Annotated in this window: 15 protein-coding genes and 1 tRNA gene; 5 read left to right on the forward strand and 11 right to left on the reverse strand. The window is 68.4% G+C overall.

Annotated elements, in window-relative coordinates:
- Positions 1 to 89: 89 nt before the first annotated feature.
- The 5 genes from cysS to ACULPM_RS04480 form a co-directional block, all read right to left on the reverse strand.
- Complete coding sequence (gene cysS, locus ACULPM_RS04460; protein WP_167930843.1) at positions 90 to 1,568, reverse strand: cysteine--tRNA ligase; 1,479 nt, start codon at positions 1,566 to 1,568, stop codon at positions 90 to 92.
- A 66-nt stretch (positions 1,569 to 1,634) separates the two neighbouring features.
- Positions 1,635 to 2,117, reverse strand: a complete 483-nt coding sequence (gene ispF, locus ACULPM_RS04465; protein ID WP_445331197.1) for a 2-C-methyl-D-erythritol 2,4-cyclodiphosphate synthase — start codon at positions 2,115 to 2,117, stop codon at positions 1,635 to 1,637.
- Positions 2,118 to 2,295: 178 nt separating this feature from the next.
- Complete coding sequence (gene ispD / locus ACULPM_RS04470; protein WP_445331198.1) at positions 2,296 to 3,069, reverse strand: 2-C-methyl-D-erythritol 4-phosphate cytidylyltransferase; 774 nt, start codon at positions 3,067 to 3,069, stop codon at positions 2,296 to 2,298.
- Positions 3,069 to 4,148, reverse strand: coding sequence for a DNA integrity scanning diadenylate cyclase DisA (gene disA, locus ACULPM_RS04475; RefSeq protein WP_167930841.1), 1,080 nt, complete (start codon positions 4,146 to 4,148; stop codon positions 3,069 to 3,071). The genes ispD and disA overlap by 1 nt, the downstream gene beginning before the upstream one ends.
- A gap of 143 nt (positions 4,149 to 4,291) precedes the next feature.
- Entirely contained in the window at positions 4,292 to 6,871 is a 2,580-nt protein-coding gene (locus ACULPM_RS04480; RefSeq protein ID WP_445331199.1) for an ATP-dependent Clp protease ATP-binding subunit, read from the reverse strand.
- 605 nt (positions 6,872 to 7,476) lie between these two features.
- On the opposite strand from ACULPM_RS04480, the gene ACULPM_RS04485 reads away from it, so the two are divergent.
- Complete coding sequence (locus ACULPM_RS04485) at positions 7,477 to 8,589, forward strand: hypothetical protein (protein WP_167930839.1); 1,113 nt, start codon at positions 7,477 to 7,479, stop codon at positions 8,587 to 8,589.
- A 197-nt stretch (positions 8,590 to 8,786) separates the two neighbouring features.
- Here ACULPM_RS04485 and lysS read toward each other — a convergent pair whose 3' ends face one another.
- The 3 genes from lysS to tatA all read right to left on the reverse strand — a co-directional run bounded on the left by lysS (position 8,787) and on the right by tatA (position 11,926).
- Entirely contained in the window at positions 8,787 to 11,006 is a 2,220-nt protein-coding gene (gene lysS, locus ACULPM_RS04490) for a lysine--tRNA ligase (protein WP_445331200.1), read from the reverse strand.
- Between the two features lie 89 nt (positions 11,007 to 11,095).
- Entirely contained in the window at positions 11,096 to 11,575 is a 480-nt protein-coding gene (gene greA, locus ACULPM_RS04495) for a transcription elongation factor GreA (protein WP_445331201.1), read from the reverse strand.
- Positions 11,576 to 11,602: 27 nt separating this feature from the next.
- Positions 11,603 to 11,926 (reverse strand): twin-arginine translocase TatA/TatE family subunit, encoded by a 324-nt coding sequence (gene tatA / locus ACULPM_RS04500; RefSeq protein ID WP_075279199.1) that lies wholly within the window; start codon positions 11,924 to 11,926, stop codon positions 11,603 to 11,605.
- 115 nt (positions 11,927 to 12,041) lie between these two features.
- Between tatA and ACULPM_RS04505 the strand changes: the two genes are divergently transcribed.
- From ACULPM_RS04505 to ACULPM_RS04515, 3 genes are all read left to right on the forward strand, one after another.
- A complete protein-coding gene (locus ACULPM_RS04505) occupies positions 12,042 to 12,893 on the forward strand; it encodes a spermidine synthase (protein ID WP_445331202.1) in 852 nt (283 codons plus the stop codon).
- Between the two features lie 225 nt (positions 12,894 to 13,118).
- Positions 13,119 to 13,985, forward strand: coding sequence for an HAD family hydrolase (locus ACULPM_RS04510; protein ID WP_445331203.1), 867 nt, complete (start codon positions 13,119 to 13,121; stop codon positions 13,983 to 13,985).
- A gap of 89 nt (positions 13,986 to 14,074) precedes the next feature.
- A complete protein-coding gene (locus ACULPM_RS04515) occupies positions 14,075 to 16,084 on the forward strand; it encodes an InlB B-repeat-containing protein (RefSeq protein WP_445331204.1) in 2,010 nt (669 codons plus the stop codon).
- Positions 16,085 to 16,354: 270 nt separating this feature from the next.
- On the opposite strand, the gene ACULPM_RS04520 is transcribed toward ACULPM_RS04515, so the two are convergent.
- From ACULPM_RS04520 to ACULPM_RS04530, 3 genes are all read right to left on the reverse strand, one after another.
- A tRNA-Pro gene (locus tag ACULPM_RS04520) sits at positions 16,355 to 16,431 on the reverse strand.
- Complete coding sequence (locus tag ACULPM_RS04525; RefSeq protein ID WP_445331205.1) at positions 16,409 to 17,326, reverse strand: 4-(cytidine 5'-diphospho)-2-C-methyl-D-erythritol kinase; 918 nt, start codon at positions 17,324 to 17,326, stop codon at positions 16,409 to 16,411. Before ACULPM_RS04525 ends, ACULPM_RS04520 begins: the two co-directional genes overlap by 23 nt.
- Before the next feature lie 12 nt (positions 17,327 to 17,338).
- Positions 17,339 to 17,635 carry a Veg family protein gene (locus tag ACULPM_RS04530; RefSeq protein WP_075279197.1) on the reverse strand — a complete coding sequence of 99 codons (297 nt, stop codon included), beginning with the start codon at positions 17,633 to 17,635 and terminating at the stop codon, positions 17,339 to 17,341.
- Positions 17,636 to 17,799: 164 nt separating this feature from the next.
- Here ACULPM_RS04530 and ACULPM_RS04535 point away from each other — a divergent pair, with 164 nt between their 5' ends.
- Positions 17,800 to 18,873 (forward strand): M24 family metallopeptidase, encoded by a 1,074-nt coding sequence (locus ACULPM_RS04535; RefSeq protein WP_445331206.1) that lies wholly within the window; start codon positions 17,800 to 17,802, stop codon positions 18,871 to 18,873.
- Positions 18,874 to 18,952: the final 79 nt, after the last annotated feature.

Genomic DNA, 18,952 nt, shown 5'->3' on the forward strand with positions numbered 1-18,952 from the left:
AAGTGTACGCAGAAAAGTGCGCACAAAATTTTGCGCGCACTTTTCTGCGTAAAAAAACGAGAAAGCCGTATTTGCTCGTACGCTGGCGCCTACTCCTTGCGACGCAGGCGGGCGCCCGCGGCGGTGTCCTCGACCACGAGGCCGAGGGCGGTGATGCCATCGCGGATGGCGTCGGCCACGCCCCAGTTCTTCTCGGCACGTGCCTGCTGGCGCGCGGCGAGAAGGACCTCTGCGGCCTCTGAGGGGGCATCGCCCTCATATCCGGCCTGCTCGCGCGCGAGGTCGACGAGCTCGGCCGGCAGGTCGTCGTTCCCGGCGGTGCGGGGCAGCTCGATGCCCATGACGTCGGCGAGCTCGCAGAGCATGTCGGCGGCGCGCAGCGTCACGGCCGTCGAGGTGTCGTCCGCGGCGTCGGCCAGGTAGGTGTTGGCGTCGGTCACGAGCGAGAAGATCGCGGCGAGGCCGCCCGCGGTGTTGAAGTCGTCGTCCATCTGGCGGCAGAACTCCTCGCGCGCGGCGTCGATGGCGCGGCCGAGCGTGCGGTCGGCATCGTTGAGCTCGCCGTCCTGCGGGGCGCGCTCCGCGGCCCAGCGCAGGTTCTTCACGCAGGTCTGCAGGCGCTCGAGGGTGCCGCACACGCCGTCGAGCCGGTCGAAGGAGAAGTCGAGCGGCGCGCGGTAGTGGGTCTGCAGCATGAGCAGGCGCACGGCGTCGGCGGGGTACTTGTCGAGCACCTCCTTGAGCGTGTAGAAGTTGCCGAGGCTCTTGGACATCTTCTCGCCGTCGACGCGAAGCATGCCCGTGTGCATCCAGGTGTTGGCGAGCGCGGCGTCCCAGGCGCACATGGCCTGGGCGGTCTCGTTCTCGTGGTGCGGGAAGACGAGGTCGGCGCCGCCGCCGTGGATGTCGATCGGGGTGCCCAGATAGCGGTGGATCATCGCGCAGCACTCGGTGTGCCAGCCGGGGCGGCCGTCTCCCCACGGGGAGGGCCAGCTGGGCTCGCCGGGCTTCGCGGCCTTCCAGAGGGCAAAGTCGAAGGGGTCGCGCTTCTCGTCGTTGACCTCCACGCGCTCGCCGGCGCGCATCTGGTCGAGGTCGCGCCCGGAGAGGACGCCGTAGCTGTGGTCGGAGCGCACGGAGAAGTAGACGTCGCCGGACGGCACCGGGTAGGCATGGCCGCGCTCGATGAGAAGCGAGATCATCTCCTGCATGGCCTCGATCTCGCGCGTGGCGCGCGGGCGGATGTCGGGGTCGAGCACGCCGAAGCGGTGCATCTGCTCGATGAAGGCGGCCGAGCACTCCTCGGCGACCTCGGCGGCGGTCTTGCCCTCCTCGTTGGCGCGGTTGATGATCTTGTCGTCCACGTCCGTGAGGTTCTGGGCAAAGGTGACGGCGTAGCCCTTGTACATGAGGTAGCGGCGAATCACGTCGAACGCGAGGAACGTCCGCGCGTTGCCGATGTGGATCTGGTCGTAGACCGTGGGGCCGCAGACGTACATCCGGATCTTGCCCTCCTCGATGGGGGTAAGCTCCTCCTTCTTGTGCGTCTGGCTGTTATAGACGAGCATGCTTGCTCCTTGGCGTCTCGGATACGTTGTCTGACCAGTATAGCGCCGGGACCGGCGCAGGCCGGCCTAGGGCTCCGCGCGCTCGAGAAGGACGACGGCCCAGGCCGCGATCCCCTCCTCGCGTCCCACGAAGCCGAGCCGCTCCGTCGTGGTGGCCTTGACGCCCACCGTCTCGGTGGGAACGCCGAGGGCGGCGGCCATGTTGGCACGCATCTGCTCGCGGTAGGGCGCGAGCTTGGGCGCCTGCGCCGCGATGGTGCAGTCGGCGTCCGCCACGCGCCAGCCGCGGCCGCGGGCGAGTTCGGCCACGCGGCGCATCAGCGCGAGCGAGTCGGCGCCCTCGTAGGCGGGGTCCGTGTCGGGGAAGAGCTTGCCGATGTCGCCCTCGCGCAGCGCGCCGAGCACGGCGTCCATGAGCGCGTGCGCCACGACGTCCGCATCCGAGTGGCCGGCGAGGCCGCGCTCCGCGGGCACGTCGACGCCGCCTAGGATGAGACGGCGCCCCTCCGCGAACGCGTGCACGTCAAAGCCATGTCCTATGCGAAGCATCTTCGTCCTTTCCTGGTTGTGCCCCCGGCGTCTGCGTGCCACGGGCGTCTGTGCCACTGGCGTCAGGTTTATTTGGCACGCGGCCTACGCGTGCCAAATAAACCTGACGCCAGTGGCACGCGGTCTACGCGTGCCAAATAAACCTGACGCCAGTGGCACGCAGACGCCGGGGGCACGCTCATTGCCCTATGAGGCGCTGTCCGAGGGCGGCCTCGGCGAGGGCGAGGTCCTCGGGAACGGTGACCTTGATGTTGTCGCGCGAGCACTCGACCACGCGCACGCGGCCTCCATGGCGCTCGACGAGCGAGGAGTCATCGGTGCCCTGGTACTCGTCGCGGGCGGCCGCCCGGTGCGCCGCAAGCAGGATGCGGCGCCGGAAGACCTGCGGGGTCTGGGCCGCCCAGTAGAACGAACGGTCCGGCGTGGCCACGATGGTGTCCCCCTCCACAAGCTTGAGCGTGTCGACGGAGCGGGAGGCCAGGATGGCGCCGGCGAGCGAGGCGTCCCCGCGCACGGCGGCGACGGCCCGCTCGATCATCTCGACCTCGATCAGCGGGCGCGCCGCGTCGTGCACGGCAACGAACTCCAGCTCGCGGGGCACGGAGCCCAGGCCGGACAGCACAGACGCCTGCCGCGTCGCCCCGGAGGGGGCCAGGGACACGGACTTGGTCAGGGAGAGCCGCGAGAGCACGTCCTTCTCGACCTCCGGGCCGCGCTCGGGGGCGCAGACGACCACGATTCGCGCGACGGAGGGGGCCTGGTCGAAGGCCGCGACGGACCAGCACATGAGCGGGAGGCCGCAGAGGTCCACGAACTGCTTGCCGCGCGGGTCGCCAAAGCGCTCGCCGGTGCCGCCCGCCACGATGACGGCGCAGGTGTCCGCGCCGGCCTCGGGCGCGCCCATGAGGCTCGGCTCCGCGCAGGCGCACGGCGTCGGGGCGTCGGGGCCCATCACTCGCCCTTCCCCCACATGCGGTGCAGGCTGCTGGCGAGGATGTCGGGGTTCTTCACGCCTATCTCGCCGAGGCGCTGCGGGTCGTCGTCGACGGCCTCGAGGATCTCCTGGAGCGAGCCGTACTCGTCGACGATCTTGTCGGCCATGCCGTCCCGGACCACCGGGACGCGCGAGAGCGTGCGCAGCCCGAGCGGCGTCATGATGGAGTCCTCGCCGCGCTCGTCCCCGTAGCCGAGGATCTTGGCCACGAGCTTGGCGGAGCGCAGCTGCGCGTTGACGGTGTCGTGGAGGCGCTTGCGGATGGTTCGCGCGGCCTCCTCGGAGGAGTCGACCGCGTAGTCGCGAATCATGAGCGTGTAGGCCTCGTCCACGCCCGAGAGGTACTCCTCGCGCTGCATCTGGGCAATCTTGCCCTCGTTTCCGAGCTGGACAATGCACTCGTCGAGCTCGGAGCCCGCGGACATGAGCACCTCGAAGAGGTAGAAGATGTCCGTGAGGTCGCCGAGCGTGACGCAGTCGTCGAGCTCGAGGCTCGTGAGGCGCAGCAGGCTCCGGTCGAGCTGCGAGCGCGTGTTCTGCATCGCCACGGTGAGCTGGTTGCCCAGGACGAAGAGGTCGCGCACGCTCTTGATCTGGAAGCCCTTACCGTCCACGTAGACGTTTACGACGGAGCGGCGCGAGGACACCGAGATGACCGTCGCCTTGGTGAGCAGGCTCATCCGCGCGGCGGTGCGGTGGCGCGTGCCGGTCTCGGAGGTGGGCAGCGACGGGTCGGGGTTCAGGTGGTAGTTGGCGCGCAGGATCTTGGTGATGTCGCGGTCGATGACCACGGCACCGTCCATCTTGCAGAGCTCGAAGAGGCGGTTGGCCGTGAACGAGACGTCGAGCTTGAAGCCGTCGTCGCCGGCGGCGAGCACGTTCTCGGTGTCACCGACGCAGATGAGCGCCCCGAGGTGGCCGGCGAGGATCATGTCGAGCGCCACCCTGAGGGGCGTGCCGGGGGCGGTGTTCCTGATGGCGTCCTGCAGGCGCTGCTCGCGCTCCGCGACACCCGTGTTCAGCTGGGATGCGTCCATGGGCGGCCCCTTCATGTGCGCCGACCTCAAACGGGCCGGCCGGTCTTCTCATCCCCCAGTATACGGCCTCGGCGGCAATGGGTCATGAGAGGTCGGAGGTGAGGGGGACGGAGCGGCCACGGCCCCTCCGTCCCCCTGTCGCGCTAGTCGGATGCGAGGAGGCTCCCGCCGCTCGCCCTCGGGGCGGACGGCTCCGGGAGCGAAGCGAGGTCGGGTGACGCCATGTGCTCGCGGCGACGCGGCGCGGGAATCTCGCCGGTCGCGTGCTCGAAGACGAGCCGCCCGTCCTTCTCGTCCACGCGAATGATCTCCCCGCGGTGCCAGATGTTCTGCAGCAGCTCCTCGGAGAGCGGGTCCTCGATGAGCGTCTGGATGGCGCGACGGAGCGGCCGCGCGCCATACACCGGGTCGGCGCCCTCCTTGGCCACGAGGTCGCGCGCCGCGTCCGTGAGCTCGATGGACATGCCCTGCGCGATGAGGCGGTCGCGCAGGTCGGCCACCATGAGCTCCACGATGCCGCGCAGCTGCTCGGGCGTGAGGGACTTGAAGACCACGACCTCGTCCACGCGGTTGAGGAACTCCGGGCGGAAGTGTTTCTTGAGCTCGGACATCACGCGGCTCGTGATCTCCTTGTCGGAGAGGCCGTTCGCGCCCTGCGCGGAGAAGCCCATCGTGGTGGTCTGCGCGATGTCGCGCGCGCCGATGTTGGACGTCATGATGATGACGGTGTTGGAGAAGTCCACGTGACGGCCCTGGCCGTCCGTGAGGCGACCCTCCTCCAGGATCTGGAGAAGGACGTTGAAGACGTCGGGGTGCGCCTTCTCCACCTCGTCGAAGAGCACGACGGAGTAGGGCCGGCGGCGCACGGCCTTGGTGAGCTCGCCGCCCTCGTCGTAGCCCACGTATCCCGGAGGGGCGCCGACGAGCTTGGAGACGGTGTGCTTCTCCATGAACTCCGACATGTCAAAGCTGATGAGCGCTTCCTCGGAGCCGAAGAGGAACTCGGCAAGCGCCTTGGCGAGCTCGGTCTTGCCCACGCCCGAGGGGCCGAGGAAGATGAACGAGCCGCCGGGGCGGCGCGGGTCCTTGAGGGGGCTGCGGCTGCGCCGGATGGCCTTGGCGACCTTGGTCACGGCCTCGTCCTGGCCCACGACGCGCTCGTGGAGCACGTCCTCGCAGCGCAGGAGCTTGGAGGCCTCGGCCTCGGTGAGGCTCGAGACGGGCACGCCGGTCATCGTGGAGACCACGTCGGCGATGTCCTCCTCGTCGACGGTCACCACGTTGGCGGCCAGCTCCTCGCGCCACTTGGCCTCGAGCTCGTCACGGCGGGCCACGAGCGCCTTCTCCTCGTCGCGCAGGCGCGCCGCCTCCTCGAACTCCTGGGCGGCGGCCGCGGCGGACTTCTCGTCGCGCACGCGCGCGAGGTCGGCGTCGGTCTGGGCGATCTCGGGCGGCAGCGCCATCTTGTGGACGCGCGTGCGGGCGCCCGCCTCGTCGAGCACGTCGATGGCCTTGTCGGGAAGGAAGCGGTCCTGCACGTAGCGGCTCGAGAGCGTCACGGCGGCCTCCACGGCGGCGTCCGTGTACCGGACGTGGTGGTGCTTCTCGTAGCGCTCCTTCAGGCCCTCGATGATCTTGATCGTGTCATCGGGGCTCGGCTCGCCGATGTTCACCGGCTGGAAGCGCCGCTCGAAGGCGGAGTCCTTCTCCACGTGCTTGCGGTACTCCTCGGCCGTGGTGGCGCCGATGACCTGGATCTCACCGCGCGAGAGGGGCGGCTTCAGGATGGAGGCGGCGTCGATGGAGCCCTCGGCCGAGCCCGCGCCGATCACGGTATGGATCTCGTCGATGAAGAGGATGTCCTCCTTGGAGTCCTGGAGCTCCCTCACGACCTTCTTCATGCGCTCCTCGAACTCGCCGCGGTACTTGGAGCCGGCGACGAGGCTCGCGAGGTCGAGCGTCCAGATCTGCTTGCCGCGCAGGATGTCCGGCACGTTGCCGCCGGCGATGAGCTGAGCGAGCCCCTCGACGATGGCGGTCTTGCCCACGCCCGGGTCGCCCAGGATGAGCGGGTTGTTCTTCTGGCGGCGCGCGAGGACCTGCATGACGCGCTCGATCTCTCGGTCGCGGCCGATCACCGGGTCAAGGCGGTCATCCGCGGCGAGCTTGGTGAGGTTGCGCCCGTACTGCTCCAGGACCGAGCCCTCCTCGCCCTGCTGCTGCGGGCCGGGCCCGCCGAAGCCGGCCATCCGCACGTCGGCGGTGGCGGGCTGGGCGCCCTCGGAGGACTTCGAGGCGAGCTCGTTCACGGCGTTGCGCACCGCGTCGGCCGAGACGCCCATCTGGCGCAGGGCGTCCATCGCGCGGCCGTTGCCCTCGGACACGATGCCGAGCAGCAGGTGCTCGGTCGAGATGTACGTCTGGCCGTGGGTCATCGTCTCGCGGTACGCCCCCTCGAGCACGCGCTTCGCGCGCGGCGTGAAGGGGATGTGGCCACCCGGCACGGGCTCGGTCTCGCTGGGCGTGAGGTCGCGCACCGTGGAGAGCGTCTCGTCATAGGTGACGTCGAGCTTGGCGAGCGCCTGGGCCGCCACGCCCTCGCCCTCCTTGATGAGGGCCAGGAGCAGGTGCTCGGTGCCCACGTACATCTGTCCGAGGCCGCGCGCCTCCTCCTGCGCGAGGCTCATCACCTTGCGCGCCTTGTCGGTAAACTTCTCAAACATAGGGGGTTCCCTCCCATGGTCGTTTCACGGTTATAGTTTGTACCCACCACGCGCCCAGCGCAAACGCGATAAGCGACGTGACGTTCTTCTCGCCTTTTTTCCGCCCCTCCCTTCGCGAGGCCCCCCTCAGCAGGCCCTCCTCCAGACGACCTCCTCCTCCGGTCGCCCCTCTTCAGCCGGCATCCTCCGGTCGCCCCTCCTCAGCCGGCACTTATAAGTGCCGGCTGAACGCCTGCCACCAGCCGGCACTTCTCGCTAAACCCCGAGAGATTGCCGACACTCCTGTCGACAGCCCGCCAAATCAGCCGACACTCCTTGCCGACACTCATAGGTGTCGGCTACGAGCGGGGCGCAAGGGGCTTTCGTCTCAGGCCCCTGCCCTGAACGCCGGACCACACGGGTTGTGATGGTTTGGCGCATCAACAGAATGTCAAGGCAAAAGCCCCCTATGCCATGCGCGTGGCTCACACCTCGCCCGACCTGCTCTTTTCTCGGCATGTCGACAGGAAAACGCAGAGTTTGGTCAGAGGCCGGCAACCAGATGGAGCGCTTCGCGCAAGTGCCCCCCGCTAGGCTTTCGAGCCCACCGAAGGAAAGGGGGCCTCATGGCGGAGAGCATCTTTCTCGCAGGCACCGACTCGCTCAAGTTCACGCGCATCGCTCGGCGCGACCCAGACCTGCGGCTTGTGCCCGCGCCGGGCGCCGCCCCCATGGTCCGACAAGGCCCGATTGACCTCTCCGCCCTACGCGCCTCCCTCCCCGACGGCCTCGGGGGCATCTCGAGCGCACGCCCACTCGAGCTCACCTTCTTCTCTCGCCGGGACCGGACGGAATCCTCCCTCGTCAGGTCGCGTGCCTTGCTGTCGCATCTGCCGGACGCGGCGTTCTATGAAGTCGTGCACGAGGACGGGCGCGCCTGGGACTACGCGGGCGGCGGCGACCTCCGCATCTTTGTCGAGTCCCCTGCGCTCAGCATGGTGCGGATGCAGCAGGCCCTCGCGACCCTCGTAAGACACGGGGCGCTCACCGACAACGCGAGCCTCTACCGACTCTTAACGTTTCCCATGGAGGCCTGTGGATCCTATGCGCGCGACCCCTTCGACCCGGCGCACGGCGCCTGCGCCTTCGAGCTCGAGCCCATCGCGCACGCCGCCGACCTGCGCGTCTTCCTGGGGGAGGCGACCGGCATCAAGGGCCTTGCCCAAGCCCGGCGAGCCGCCGGCCTCGTTCAGGACGGGTCCGGCTCCCCCGAGGAGACGCTCCTCTCGTTTGCGTTCAAGCTTCCGGGAGAGCTCGGGGGCATAGAGACGCCGCCCTTCCTCGAGAACGCGCCCATCGAGTGGCCGCATGAGGTGCGTGACCTCATCGAGCATCAGCGCATGCGGCCCGACTTTCACTGGCCGGACCAGCTCACCGCATCTGAGTACAACGGCAAGGAGCATATCAGCGAGGCTGCCTTCGAGGAGGATCAGCGCAGAATCCGCGACTACCAGACCTGCGGGATCTCCGTGTTTCCGGCGAGCTATAAGAACGTGAGCACCCTGCCCGCGCTCAACGCCTACCTCGCCCGCGTCGCACACGCACTCGCAGTGCATGAGGGCGCCAGCTACGAGACCAAGGTCAGGGGAATTCTTGCCGACGAGGGATGCGCCCACGCCCGTCGCGTCCTTCTCAGCCAGATGCTGCCGGCGCTTCCCAGCGAGAAGCCCGGGTGGTGACACCGAGCGGTCGGAGCGCAGCCGACACTCATGAGTGCCGGCAAGGAGTGCCGGCCAAAAGGGTGGCCTGTCCGCAGGAGTGCCGGCCCCTTCTTGGCGTTTGTCGAGAAGTGCCGGCTGAAAATGACACGGCAGCCGACACTCATGAGTGTCGGCCGCCGCAGAGCGAAACAACGAGAAGGACGGGCGTCGCGTCGCTACTTGCCAAACGTGTCGCGGTCGGGGGCGATGGCCTTCATCGCATCGATCGTGCGCGAGAAGAGCTCGTCGAGCTCCCAGCCGCAGAGCTCGGCGCCGGCACGGATGACGTCGCGGTTGCAGCCGGCGGCGAAGCGCTTGTCCTTGAACTTCTTCTTGAGCGACTTCACCTCGAAGTCCATGACGGACTTGCTCGGGCGCATGATCACGGCCGCGCCGATGAGGCCCGTGAGCTCGTCCACGGCAAAGAGGACCTTCTCCATGGGAAGCTCGGGCGTGGGCAGGTCGGGGTTGTTGTCGGAGTTGTGCGACTGGATGGCACGCACGAGCTCCTCGGAGGCACCCGCCGCGCGCAGCAGCTCAGCGGCGTAGACCGTGTGGTTGGCCGGGTCGTCGGCGTGCTCCTCCCAGTCGAGGTCGTGAAGGATGCCCACGACCTCCCAGAAGTCGGCGTTCTCGGGGTCCATTTCCTCGGCGAAGACGCGCATCACGCCGCCGACGGTCTGACCGTGCTCGAGGTGGAACTCCTCGTGGTTGTGCTCGGCGAGAAGGGCGAGCGCGGCGTCGCGGTCAATGCCGGCGACGAGCGCCGCAGGGGCCTCCGCCGTAGCGGCCGCGACCTTCTCGCTGTCCTCGGCGATGGCGTCCACGGAGGCGGCGGCGTTGTCCGTCACCACACCCGCGACCTGGGCCTCGATGTCCGCGCGCGTGATGGTCTCCGGCTTCATGGCCGGGAAGAGCAGCACGTCGCGGATCGCGGGCTGGTCGCAGAAGAGCATAATCATGCGGTCGATGCCGTAGCCGATACCGCCCGCCGGGGGCATGCCGTACTCGAGGGCGCGCACGTAGTCGTAGTCGTAGCCCATGGCCTCGTCGTCGCCCATGCCCTTGGCCGCGACCTGCTCGGCAAAGCGGCCGGCCTGGTCCACGGGGTCATTGAGCTCGGAGAAGGCGTTGGCGTACTCGTGGCCGGCGATGACCAGCTCAAAGCGGTCGGTGAGGCGCGGGTCCTCGGCCTTGCGCTTGGAGAGCGGGGAGACCTCCTCCGGGTAGTCGCACACGAAGGTGGGGTTCACGATGGTCTTCTCACCCAGCTCGTCGTAGAGCTCAAAGAGGAGCTTGCCGGCGCCCCAGTTGGGCTGCGGCTCGATGCCGTTTTTCTCGCAGAGCTCGCGCAGGTGCTCGATGGGGGTGTCCATCGTGAGCTCCTCGCCCACGCACTCGGAGGCGATCTCTGAGAGCGGGCGGCTCGCCCAGGTGCCGGACATGTCGATCTGCTGTCCCTGGAAGGTGATGACCTCGTGGCCCTCCTCGCAGCCGCAGACCTCGCGCGCGATGGCCTTGAACAGGCCCTCGGAGAGGCGCTTCATGCCCTCGAGGTCGGAGTAGGCGCAGTAGGCCTCCATCGAGGTGAACTCGGGGTTGTGCGTGAGGTCCATGCCTTCGTTGCGGAACTGGCGGCCGATCTCAAAGACGCGCTCCATGCCGCCCACGATGAGGCGCTTGAGCGGCAGCTCGGTGGCGATGCGCAGGTAGAAGTCGCGGTCGAGCGCGTTGAAGTGCGTCACGAAGGGGCGCGCGTTGGCGCCGCCGAGGATGGCGTGCATCATCGGCGTCTCGACCTCCATGTAGCCCTCGGCCTCCATGTAGCGGCGGATGAGGGAGATGATCTGGCTGCGCTTGCGGAAGACGTCGCGGACCTCGGGGTTCATGATGAGGTCGACGTAGCGCTGGCGGTAGCGGACCTCGCGGTCCGTGAGGCCGTGGAACTTCTCGGGCAGCGGGCGCAGGGACTTGGAGAGCACCGTGAGCTGCGTCGGGGAGACGGAGAGCTGCCCGCGGCGCGTGCGCATGACGGCACCCGTGGCACCCAGGATGTCTCCGAGGTCGAGCTTGCCGAGAAGGTCCCAGCCCTCGTCACCGAGCACGTCGTGGCGGCAGAAGAGCTGGATGGAGCCCGTCACGTCCTCGAGCACGATGAATGCGGCCTTGCCCTGCTTGCGGAGCGCCCGGATGCGGCCGGCGACGCTCACCACGTCCTCGGTGTCCGTGCCGTCCGCGAGGTCGGCGTACTTGGCCTCGAGCTCGGCGGCGTGCGCCGTGACCTCGGAGGCGATGGGATACGGGTTCACGCCCGCGTCGATGAGCGCCTGGCGGCGGGCGCGGCGCATCGCGCGCTCGTCGGTGGCGGCGATGCCCGCGGCGGTGTTCTCTGCCATGTTGTCCCTTTCAGATAGAATCGCCCCGCACCTGCGATACGCAGACACGGGGCGCCACGCTTGCTGCTTGCCGGAGAGGAAGTGCCGACCTAGCGGGAAATCCCCGTGATGACGTACTTCCTCGTCTTGCCGGACGGCGCGACGACCTCGACCTCGTCGCCCTCGCGGTGGCCCACCAGGGCGCTGCCCACGGGGGACTCGTTGGAGATCTTGTGCTCGAGGGAGTTGGTCTCGGTGGTGCCCACGATGGTGAAGGTGGACGTCTTGCCCTTCTCGTCCTTCAGCTCGACGGTGGTGCCGATGGAGACCGTGAGGTCGTGCGCGGGGCCGGCCTCGACGACCGTGGCAACGGAGAGAATCTGGCGAATCTCGTTGATGCGCGCGGCGTTGCGCGCCTCCTCCTCCTTGGCGGCGTCGTACTCGGAGTTCTCGGAGAGGTCACCGAAGCCGCGGGCCTCCTTGATGCGCTCGACGATCTCGTCGTGCTTCTCGCCCTCGCGGTACGCGAGCTCGTCGACGAGCTTCTGGCGACCCTCGGAGGTGAGCTCGATCTTCTTGGTGCTGTCCATGCGCTGCTCCCTACCTGCCGCGTGCCACTAGTTGAGCTTGTTGCCGCACTTGGAGCAGAACCCGGCGTCGGCCGCGTTCTTGGCGCCGCACTTGGAGCAGAACACCGCGTCGTCGGCAGCGGTCTCGGGGGCGTCGGCGTCGTCCTCGTCCTCGATGACCTCGACGGAGTCGTCATGGGACTCGATCGGGCTCTCGTCCTTCTCGTCCTTGCCCTCTTCCATGCCCTCGCGAACGTTCTTGACGGTCTTGCCAAGGGCGCTGCCGATCTTGGGGAGGTTCTTGGGCCCAAAGATGACCAGCACGATGACGAGGATGATGACGATCTCAAGCGGCCCCATGCCAAGAATCATGATGAAGTGTCCTTCCGGTGCGTTGTCTCAGACGGGCCCCAGGCCCAATACAGCATCAGCTAGTATAGCCGACGTTACGCGCTACTCACAATCTCTAAAACGCGAAAAGGGGCCCATGTTGAGAGAGCTCGTCTACGCCCTCCTCATCCTGACCGTCGTCTGCACCGTCGTGCTGGTCGTCCTGCTCTGGGGGCTGCGCCGGCGCGGCGTGAGCGTGCTGCGCACCAAGTTCGGCCTCACCCTCGTCTTTGACTCGCTGACCGAGGACAAGACGCCCGTGCGCCTGCTCAACGTCAACGGCACGTTTCAGTCCGTGAGCTACGTCCCCCACGACCTGCGCTTCGAGCTTGCCTGCGAGTATCACCGCGCGATGGCCGCCATCATCGAGGGGCTCGTCTCCGCCCGCGGGCGGTCGGCCGACCGTCCGCTGCGCGTGATGGTCATGGGAGGCGGCGGCTACTCGCTTCCCAAGTACCTGGCCGCGTACGTGCCGGCCGCATGCGTGGACGTGGTCGAGGTCGACCCCGCCATCACGAAGCTGGCGCGCGAGCGGTTCTTCCTGGACGACTGCCTCGAGGAGACGGGGGCCGAGAAGGACGGGCGCATTCGCCTGGTGAACGATGACGCCTGGGGGTTCCTCCGCGCCGCCGCGGAGCCGTACGACGTGATCGTCAACGACGCGTTCTCGGGCAAGCGCCCGCTCGGGCCGCTCACCACCGACGAGGGCGCGCGGGTGGTGCGCGGACACCTCGCCGAGGGCGGCGTCTACCTCGCGAACGTCCGCTGCGCCTGCGAGGGGCGCGGCGCGCGCACGCTGCGCGAGGTCGAGGAGGCCTTCGGGCGCGAGCTCGCGCACGTGAGCTACGTGCCGGAATGGCCGGGCGAGCCGGAGAAGCCCGGGAACAACGTGGTCGTGGCAAGCGACGCTGAGGTCGCCGTTCCCGAGGGAGCCGTGACGGTGCAGTAGCGGGCTTTTCTCGCCTCCGCGTTCTTCTCGCCCCGTCGCTCTTCTCGCCCTCCCCCAGCGGCCCCATTTGACGTTTGCACGAGCAAACTCAAAACGTGAGAAAAACGACGTGTTGCGTCGGCTTTGTGTCACCTTGGACGAGCGGCAGCTCCGCGCGGCTGAGCGGCGGCATCCCCAACGCGGCGGCAACGGGGCGATATACTGCCTCCTGTATCGCCGTGGGAGGTGGGACCCCTGATCAGACTCTTTGCCAGCGACCTCGATGGGACGCTCTTCAACGCTCTCCACCAGACGGACCGCGCCATCCTCCTGCAGCTGAGGCGCGTGCTTGACGCGGGCCGCCACGTGGCGCTCGCAACCGGGCGCGCCGTGCGCCGCGCCTCCACGCTCGGCTTTGGCGACCTTCCGCTCGAAACCGTCTCCGCAAACGGCGCGCTCATCTGCGACGCGCGCGGGGAGCTGCTGCGCTTCTCGCACTTCGACCCACAGACGCTCGAGGAGCTCCTTTCCGCGTTTCCCGAGGTGTGCTTCAACTGCATCGCCGAGGACGGCACCTATGTCCGAGGCACGCGCGAGAGCTTCCTCGCGGGGCTCCGCCCGTCCCCCGGGCTGCTTGGGAGGCTCGTCGCGCATCGGCTGCGCCGGCGGCCGCCCGCCCCTGACACCCACTTCGACCAGACGGACGCCGACGTGCTGGCGCGCCCGATCTGCAAGGTCAACTTCCGCGTAGCCGACGGGGCGCTTCGCCGCGAGCTGGCCGGCTTCGTGGCCGACCATGCCCGCTCGATCGTGAACGCCTCCTTCGACGGCGACCTCTTCGAGCTCACCGACGCCCGGGTCAACAAGGGCGAGGCCGTGGCCTGGCTCGCGGGGCACCTCGACATCGCCGAGAGCGACGTGGCCGTCTACGGCGACGGCGGCAACGACCTCGCCATGCTCGAGCGCTTCTCGCACGCCTACGCCCCGAAGGGCGCGAGCGAGGCGGCCAAGCTCGCCGCGGGCCACGTGATCGGCAGCTGCGCGCATCACGCCGTCCCCCGTCACATGCTGATGACCTGCCGGCGAGAAGGACGTCTGGGCAGCGCAAGCTGACGGCGAGAAACCCGGTTTGACATCACGTTGCGTCGTTCGGCGATGGTGTGTGGATCGCACTGTCAGCCACAACTAACACGGAGGAAAACATGCACCGCACCAACAGGCGCGCGCACATCTTCGGTGCGCTCGTCGCAATCTGCGCCGCGCTGGCGTTCTCGCTGACGCCGCTGCCCGCGCAGGCCCTGAGCACCAACAGCTTCTACACGGGGACCAGGCCCGGGGGCGGCTCCCGCGTCAACGACGCGCCCCTCACCGCGGCCACCGGCGTCACGTATGCGCTCTACTACACCGACGACTCGGGCCAGGTATCCAACTACGCCAACGTGAGCGACACGGACGTCAATCGCATGGACAAGTCGGTCGCCGACGTCGACCTCGTACACAACCTGCGCGCGGTGCTCGTCGTCACCAACCCGGGGAATGAGGATGTCTCGTTTGACGCGCGCCTCTCGACGCCCTATGCGGACTACGCGGGCGGCGGGACCGAGGACCGCCCGCTGGTAAGGGTCTCCGGAGCCGCGACGTTTGCCTCGACCGTCGCCGGATCCGAGGCGTATGCGAGCCTGGAGGCGGACTCCGGCTCGATGGACCCCGCCCCCTTTGCCGACGCGGCGGGAGCATACGCCGCCACCAACGCCTGGGACGACCTCAAGCGCGTCACCCTGAGCGGCTCCATCCAGCCGGGCGAGACCCTGACCGTGACGCTGCCGCTCGAGCTCACCAACGAGACCCGCGCGGTGCTCTACGGCCACGGCTTTGCCAAGCTCGGCCTCTGGAGCTCCTCCACGCTCGAAGGTCGCAGCAACAACGCGAGCGCCTTCCTGCGCTTTGCCCGGCAGCTCACCGAGGAGGACGCCAACGGCGCCACGGTGGGCCGCTTCCAGGGCGGCGGCAAGTACCTCGGCGTGACGGTGGTCCCCGAGGGCGACCTCCTTGCCGGGACCTTCACGCCAGTCCCCGCCGACGTACAGGCCGCGATCCCCGAGATCTCACTCGAGGACTTCCACTTTGACAACATCAACTACCTTGACCGTCACCGCGCAACCGACGACCCGACCCTGTATTCGGGAAGCGTCTATAGCATTGACCTGCGCCGCATTCGCGATGCCATACACGACCTCGGGTGGTCGGTGGGCACGGGCAACTCGGCCGTGGTCTACCCCGGGCTTCCCGACTGGGTGCTCAACGAGGACGAGAACCTCGACGATGACCTCATGCAGGAGTATCGCTACCGCGCCGCGGCAAAGGACGCCGTCATCCTCAACCCCGACGGCAGCAATGCCACGCTGAGGGGCGTCAACGCTGACGGCATACGAATCGGCAGCATCCACGTAAGGCTGCGCCCCACCATCCAGACGCGTGACCTCGAGCTTGCCGTCGGCGACTCCTGGCAGCCCTCTGACAGCCTCGTGAGCATGTCCGACCATGCCGGCGCCGAGGTGGGCCTCGATGACGCCGAGCACGCGCGGGTCGAGCACGACGTCGACACGTCGCTGCCCGGAACCTACGCGGTCCGGTTCTATCACCACTACGCCGGCAACGCCGCGTCCGGCGGAGACTACGAGACCTCCCGCGCGGCAACGGTCGCGGTGACGGGAACCTACCGCGTTGCGTACGACGCCAACGGCGGCACCGGTGCCCCGGACGCGGAGGAGACTCGCGCCGCCGCAGCGACCCTCGAGACCGCGGTGTCCTCGCAGGAGCCCACGCGCGAGGGGTTTGCGTTCGTCGGCTGGAACACCAAGGCCGACGGGACGGGAACGGCCTACGACGCGGGCGCGCACCTCTCGCTCCCCTACGCCAACCACGACCTCACCCTCTACGCCCAGTGGAAGCCCGTCGAGAAGGACACGGGCGCCAGCGGCCAGCAGGGCGGGAAGGACGGCTCGTCCACCTCGCCGCAGGGCGAGAAGAACGGCGGGCGTGACGGCGGCTCCCCCGAGAAGCCCGGCGCGAAGAAGGCCTCCGGGCGGCGGAAGGCCGGCGTTCCCGAGACCGGTGACGCCACCTCCAACGCGCCCCTCTTCCTCCTCGGCGCGGCGATCCCCCTCGTCGCCGCCGGCTCCGTCATGATCGTTCGCGCGCGGCGCTCCTAGACCGCCGGCAGGGAGGGCCTGCCGGTCCGCCCACCCCGGGCGCGGCCTTCCCGAGCGCTGCCCTCCCTGAGTGCTGCCCTCCCCGAGTGCAACCCCCCGAGTGACGGGTTTCGAACAAACGAGGCCGAAAAAACGGCCCCATCCGTTCGAAATCCGTCACTCTCTTTGTGTCCGATGCCCCCGGGGGCGCGCTGTCCGCAAGCGCGTTCTTCTCGCCCAGGGCGCATGCAAAAGGGCCGCCGGCGCACTGCCGACGGCCCTGCATCTACGTGGTCGGGTTGACTGGATTCGAACCAGCGACCTCTCGGTCCCGAACCGAGCGCTCTACCAAGCTGAGCCACAACCCGTAGCAGGGGAGTATTCTAGCAGACTTTCTCGCGCGAGCCAACCAGTTTTTGTCGCCCACGCGCGCCAGCCCTTCCGACGCGCCTCGGCACAGGCGGCCTCCGCCGCAGCGGCGCTCTCGCAGAGCGCAAACGAGCAGGTGCCTGACCCCGTTATCTGTGCCGCAAGGACGCCCGGCCGCCGGCGAAGCCACGCCTCGACCTCGCCCGCCTCCGAGCACAGGGCGCGCGCCGCGGGCGCAAGGTTGTTGTGAAGGTGAGCGGCAACCGAGGAGACGTCCCCCTCCTCGAGCGCGGAGCAGAGGTCATCGTAGCCACGGGGCTCCGCGCCTGCCCGATCGAACTCCGCGTAGGCGGCAACCGTCGAGCCGCCCTCCGCGCGGGGCATCACCAGCGCAACGGGAACCTCGAGCGCGGGGAAGGTCCGCTCGAGCACGTCCCCCGCACCGCCATAGAGTCCCGGTTCGGGGTTGAGAAAGAACGCCACGTCGGCCCCGACGCGACGTGCCACCGCAACGACGCGCGAGTCGAGCGGATCGACTCCCCAGAGCCCGCAGAGCGCGCGAATCGCGGCACCCGCGTCCGCAGAGGACCCCCCGAGACCCGCGCGCTCGGGAATGTGACACGCCACTGACACGGAGACGCCGGGCTGCCGACCCAGGGCCTCGGCGAGAAGGACGGCCGCCTTCCAGACGCCCGTCTTCTCGGGGGCGACCTCGAGCGCGGGCTCAAACCGAACGCTCAGCGCGGGCGCCTCCTCAACCGTCACCACGTCGCACAGGTCGACCGGCACCATCACGGAGTCGACGTGATGATACCCGCGCCCGTCCTTCTCGCGATGAACGCCGAGGTGCAGGTTGACCTTACAGGGGGTCGTAACGACGACTGCGCCCGCCATCGTGCGCCGGGCCTACTCCGAGAAGGACTCGACGAAGTCGAAGAGGCGCTCGCCGGTCTCCGTGTCGTAGAGCTCCACGGTACCGGTAAGCACGTCGACGTACTGATAGGACTGGCGAGAGGTGCGGCCGCGGCGCTCCTCCACCTCGACGACGAAGAGCGAGGGGTGCGCGTGCACGAGCGTGCCGGCGCGCTCCACGATGCGGGAGCGGCCCATGTTCGCCTTCACCTTGAGGCGCTTGCCCTCGAGCCTGCCGAGCTCCTCACGAATCTCGTCAACCCGGTTCACGGGAGGAATGTCGTTCTCCATGGATGCCTCCATTCGTCTCATGGGCAAAATGCCCAGAATGAGCGAAGTTCTATCTTACTCTGACTTCACGCAAGCAACAAACTGCCCGGTGGCCGCCACGATGCCGCCACATGACGACGGCGTACCATGGCAGGAGGACTGCACCCACGGCCGAAGGAGACGCAATGGACGAGAGTCGCCTCGCACGCGTGAGGGAAAACCTCGCGAGAAGAACCATCGATCAGATGCTCGTGGTGGACCCGCTTTCCATCTGGTGGCTCTGCGGCTACTACACCGAGCCCTACGAGCGCTTCCTCGCACTCTTCGTCCCTGCCGAGGGAACGCCGACCCTCTTTGCGAACCGCCTCTTCCCGGACGCGTCCGGATGCGGGGCGCGCGTGGTCGAGTTCTCCGACACCGACGACCCCGTCCCCCTGGTAGCGCAGGTCACCATGCGCGACCGCCCGCTCGGCGTGGACAAGGAGCTCACCGCCCGCTGGCTCGTGCCCCTCATGGAGGCCGGGGCCGCCTCGCGCTTCGTCCTCGCGTCCGATGCCGTGGACGACGCGCGCTCGATCAAGGACGCCCGCGAGCGTGAGCTCATGCGCGCCGCGTCGCGCACGAACGACGAGGCCATGGCGTGGCTCGTCGACCAGGTGCGCCCCGGCGTGACCGAGCGCCAGATCGCCGACGGGCTGCTCGGCGAGTATCGCCGCCTCGGGGCGCAGGGGCACTCCTTCTCCCCCATCGTGAGCTTTGGCGACCACGCCGCCGACCCGCACCACGAGCCCGACGCCACGCCGTTCGTGCCGGGCGACATGGTCCTCTTTGACGTGGGGTGCAAGCGCGACTGGTACTGCTCCGACATGACGCGCACGTTCTTCTCCGCCGAGCCAACCGAGCATCAGCGCGCGGTCTACGACGCGGTGCGACGCGCGAACGAGGAGGCCGAGAAGGTCGTGCGGCCCGGGGTCACCTTCGCCGAAATCGACCTCACGGCACGCCGCGTCATTGAGGACGCGGGATGGGGCCCGGCATTCACGCACCGTCTCGGGCACCAGATCGGTCTCGTCGACCATGAGCCGGGAGACGTCAGCTCCACGCACGACGAGCCGGTGCGCCCCGGCCAGTGCTTCTCCATCGAGCCGGGCATCTACCTTCCCGGCGACATGGGCGTCCGGATCGAGGACCTCGTCATCGTGACCGAGGACGGCTGCGAGGTCCTCAACAGCCACCCCAAGGGGATCACGGTTCTGTAGCCGCCTGCGCGCCCCCGTGCCGCTGTGCCACTGGCGTCAGGTTTATTTGGCACGCGCTTCGCGTGCCAAATAAACCTGA

This window comes from Thermophilibacter sp. ZX-H3 (assembly GCF_052599055.1).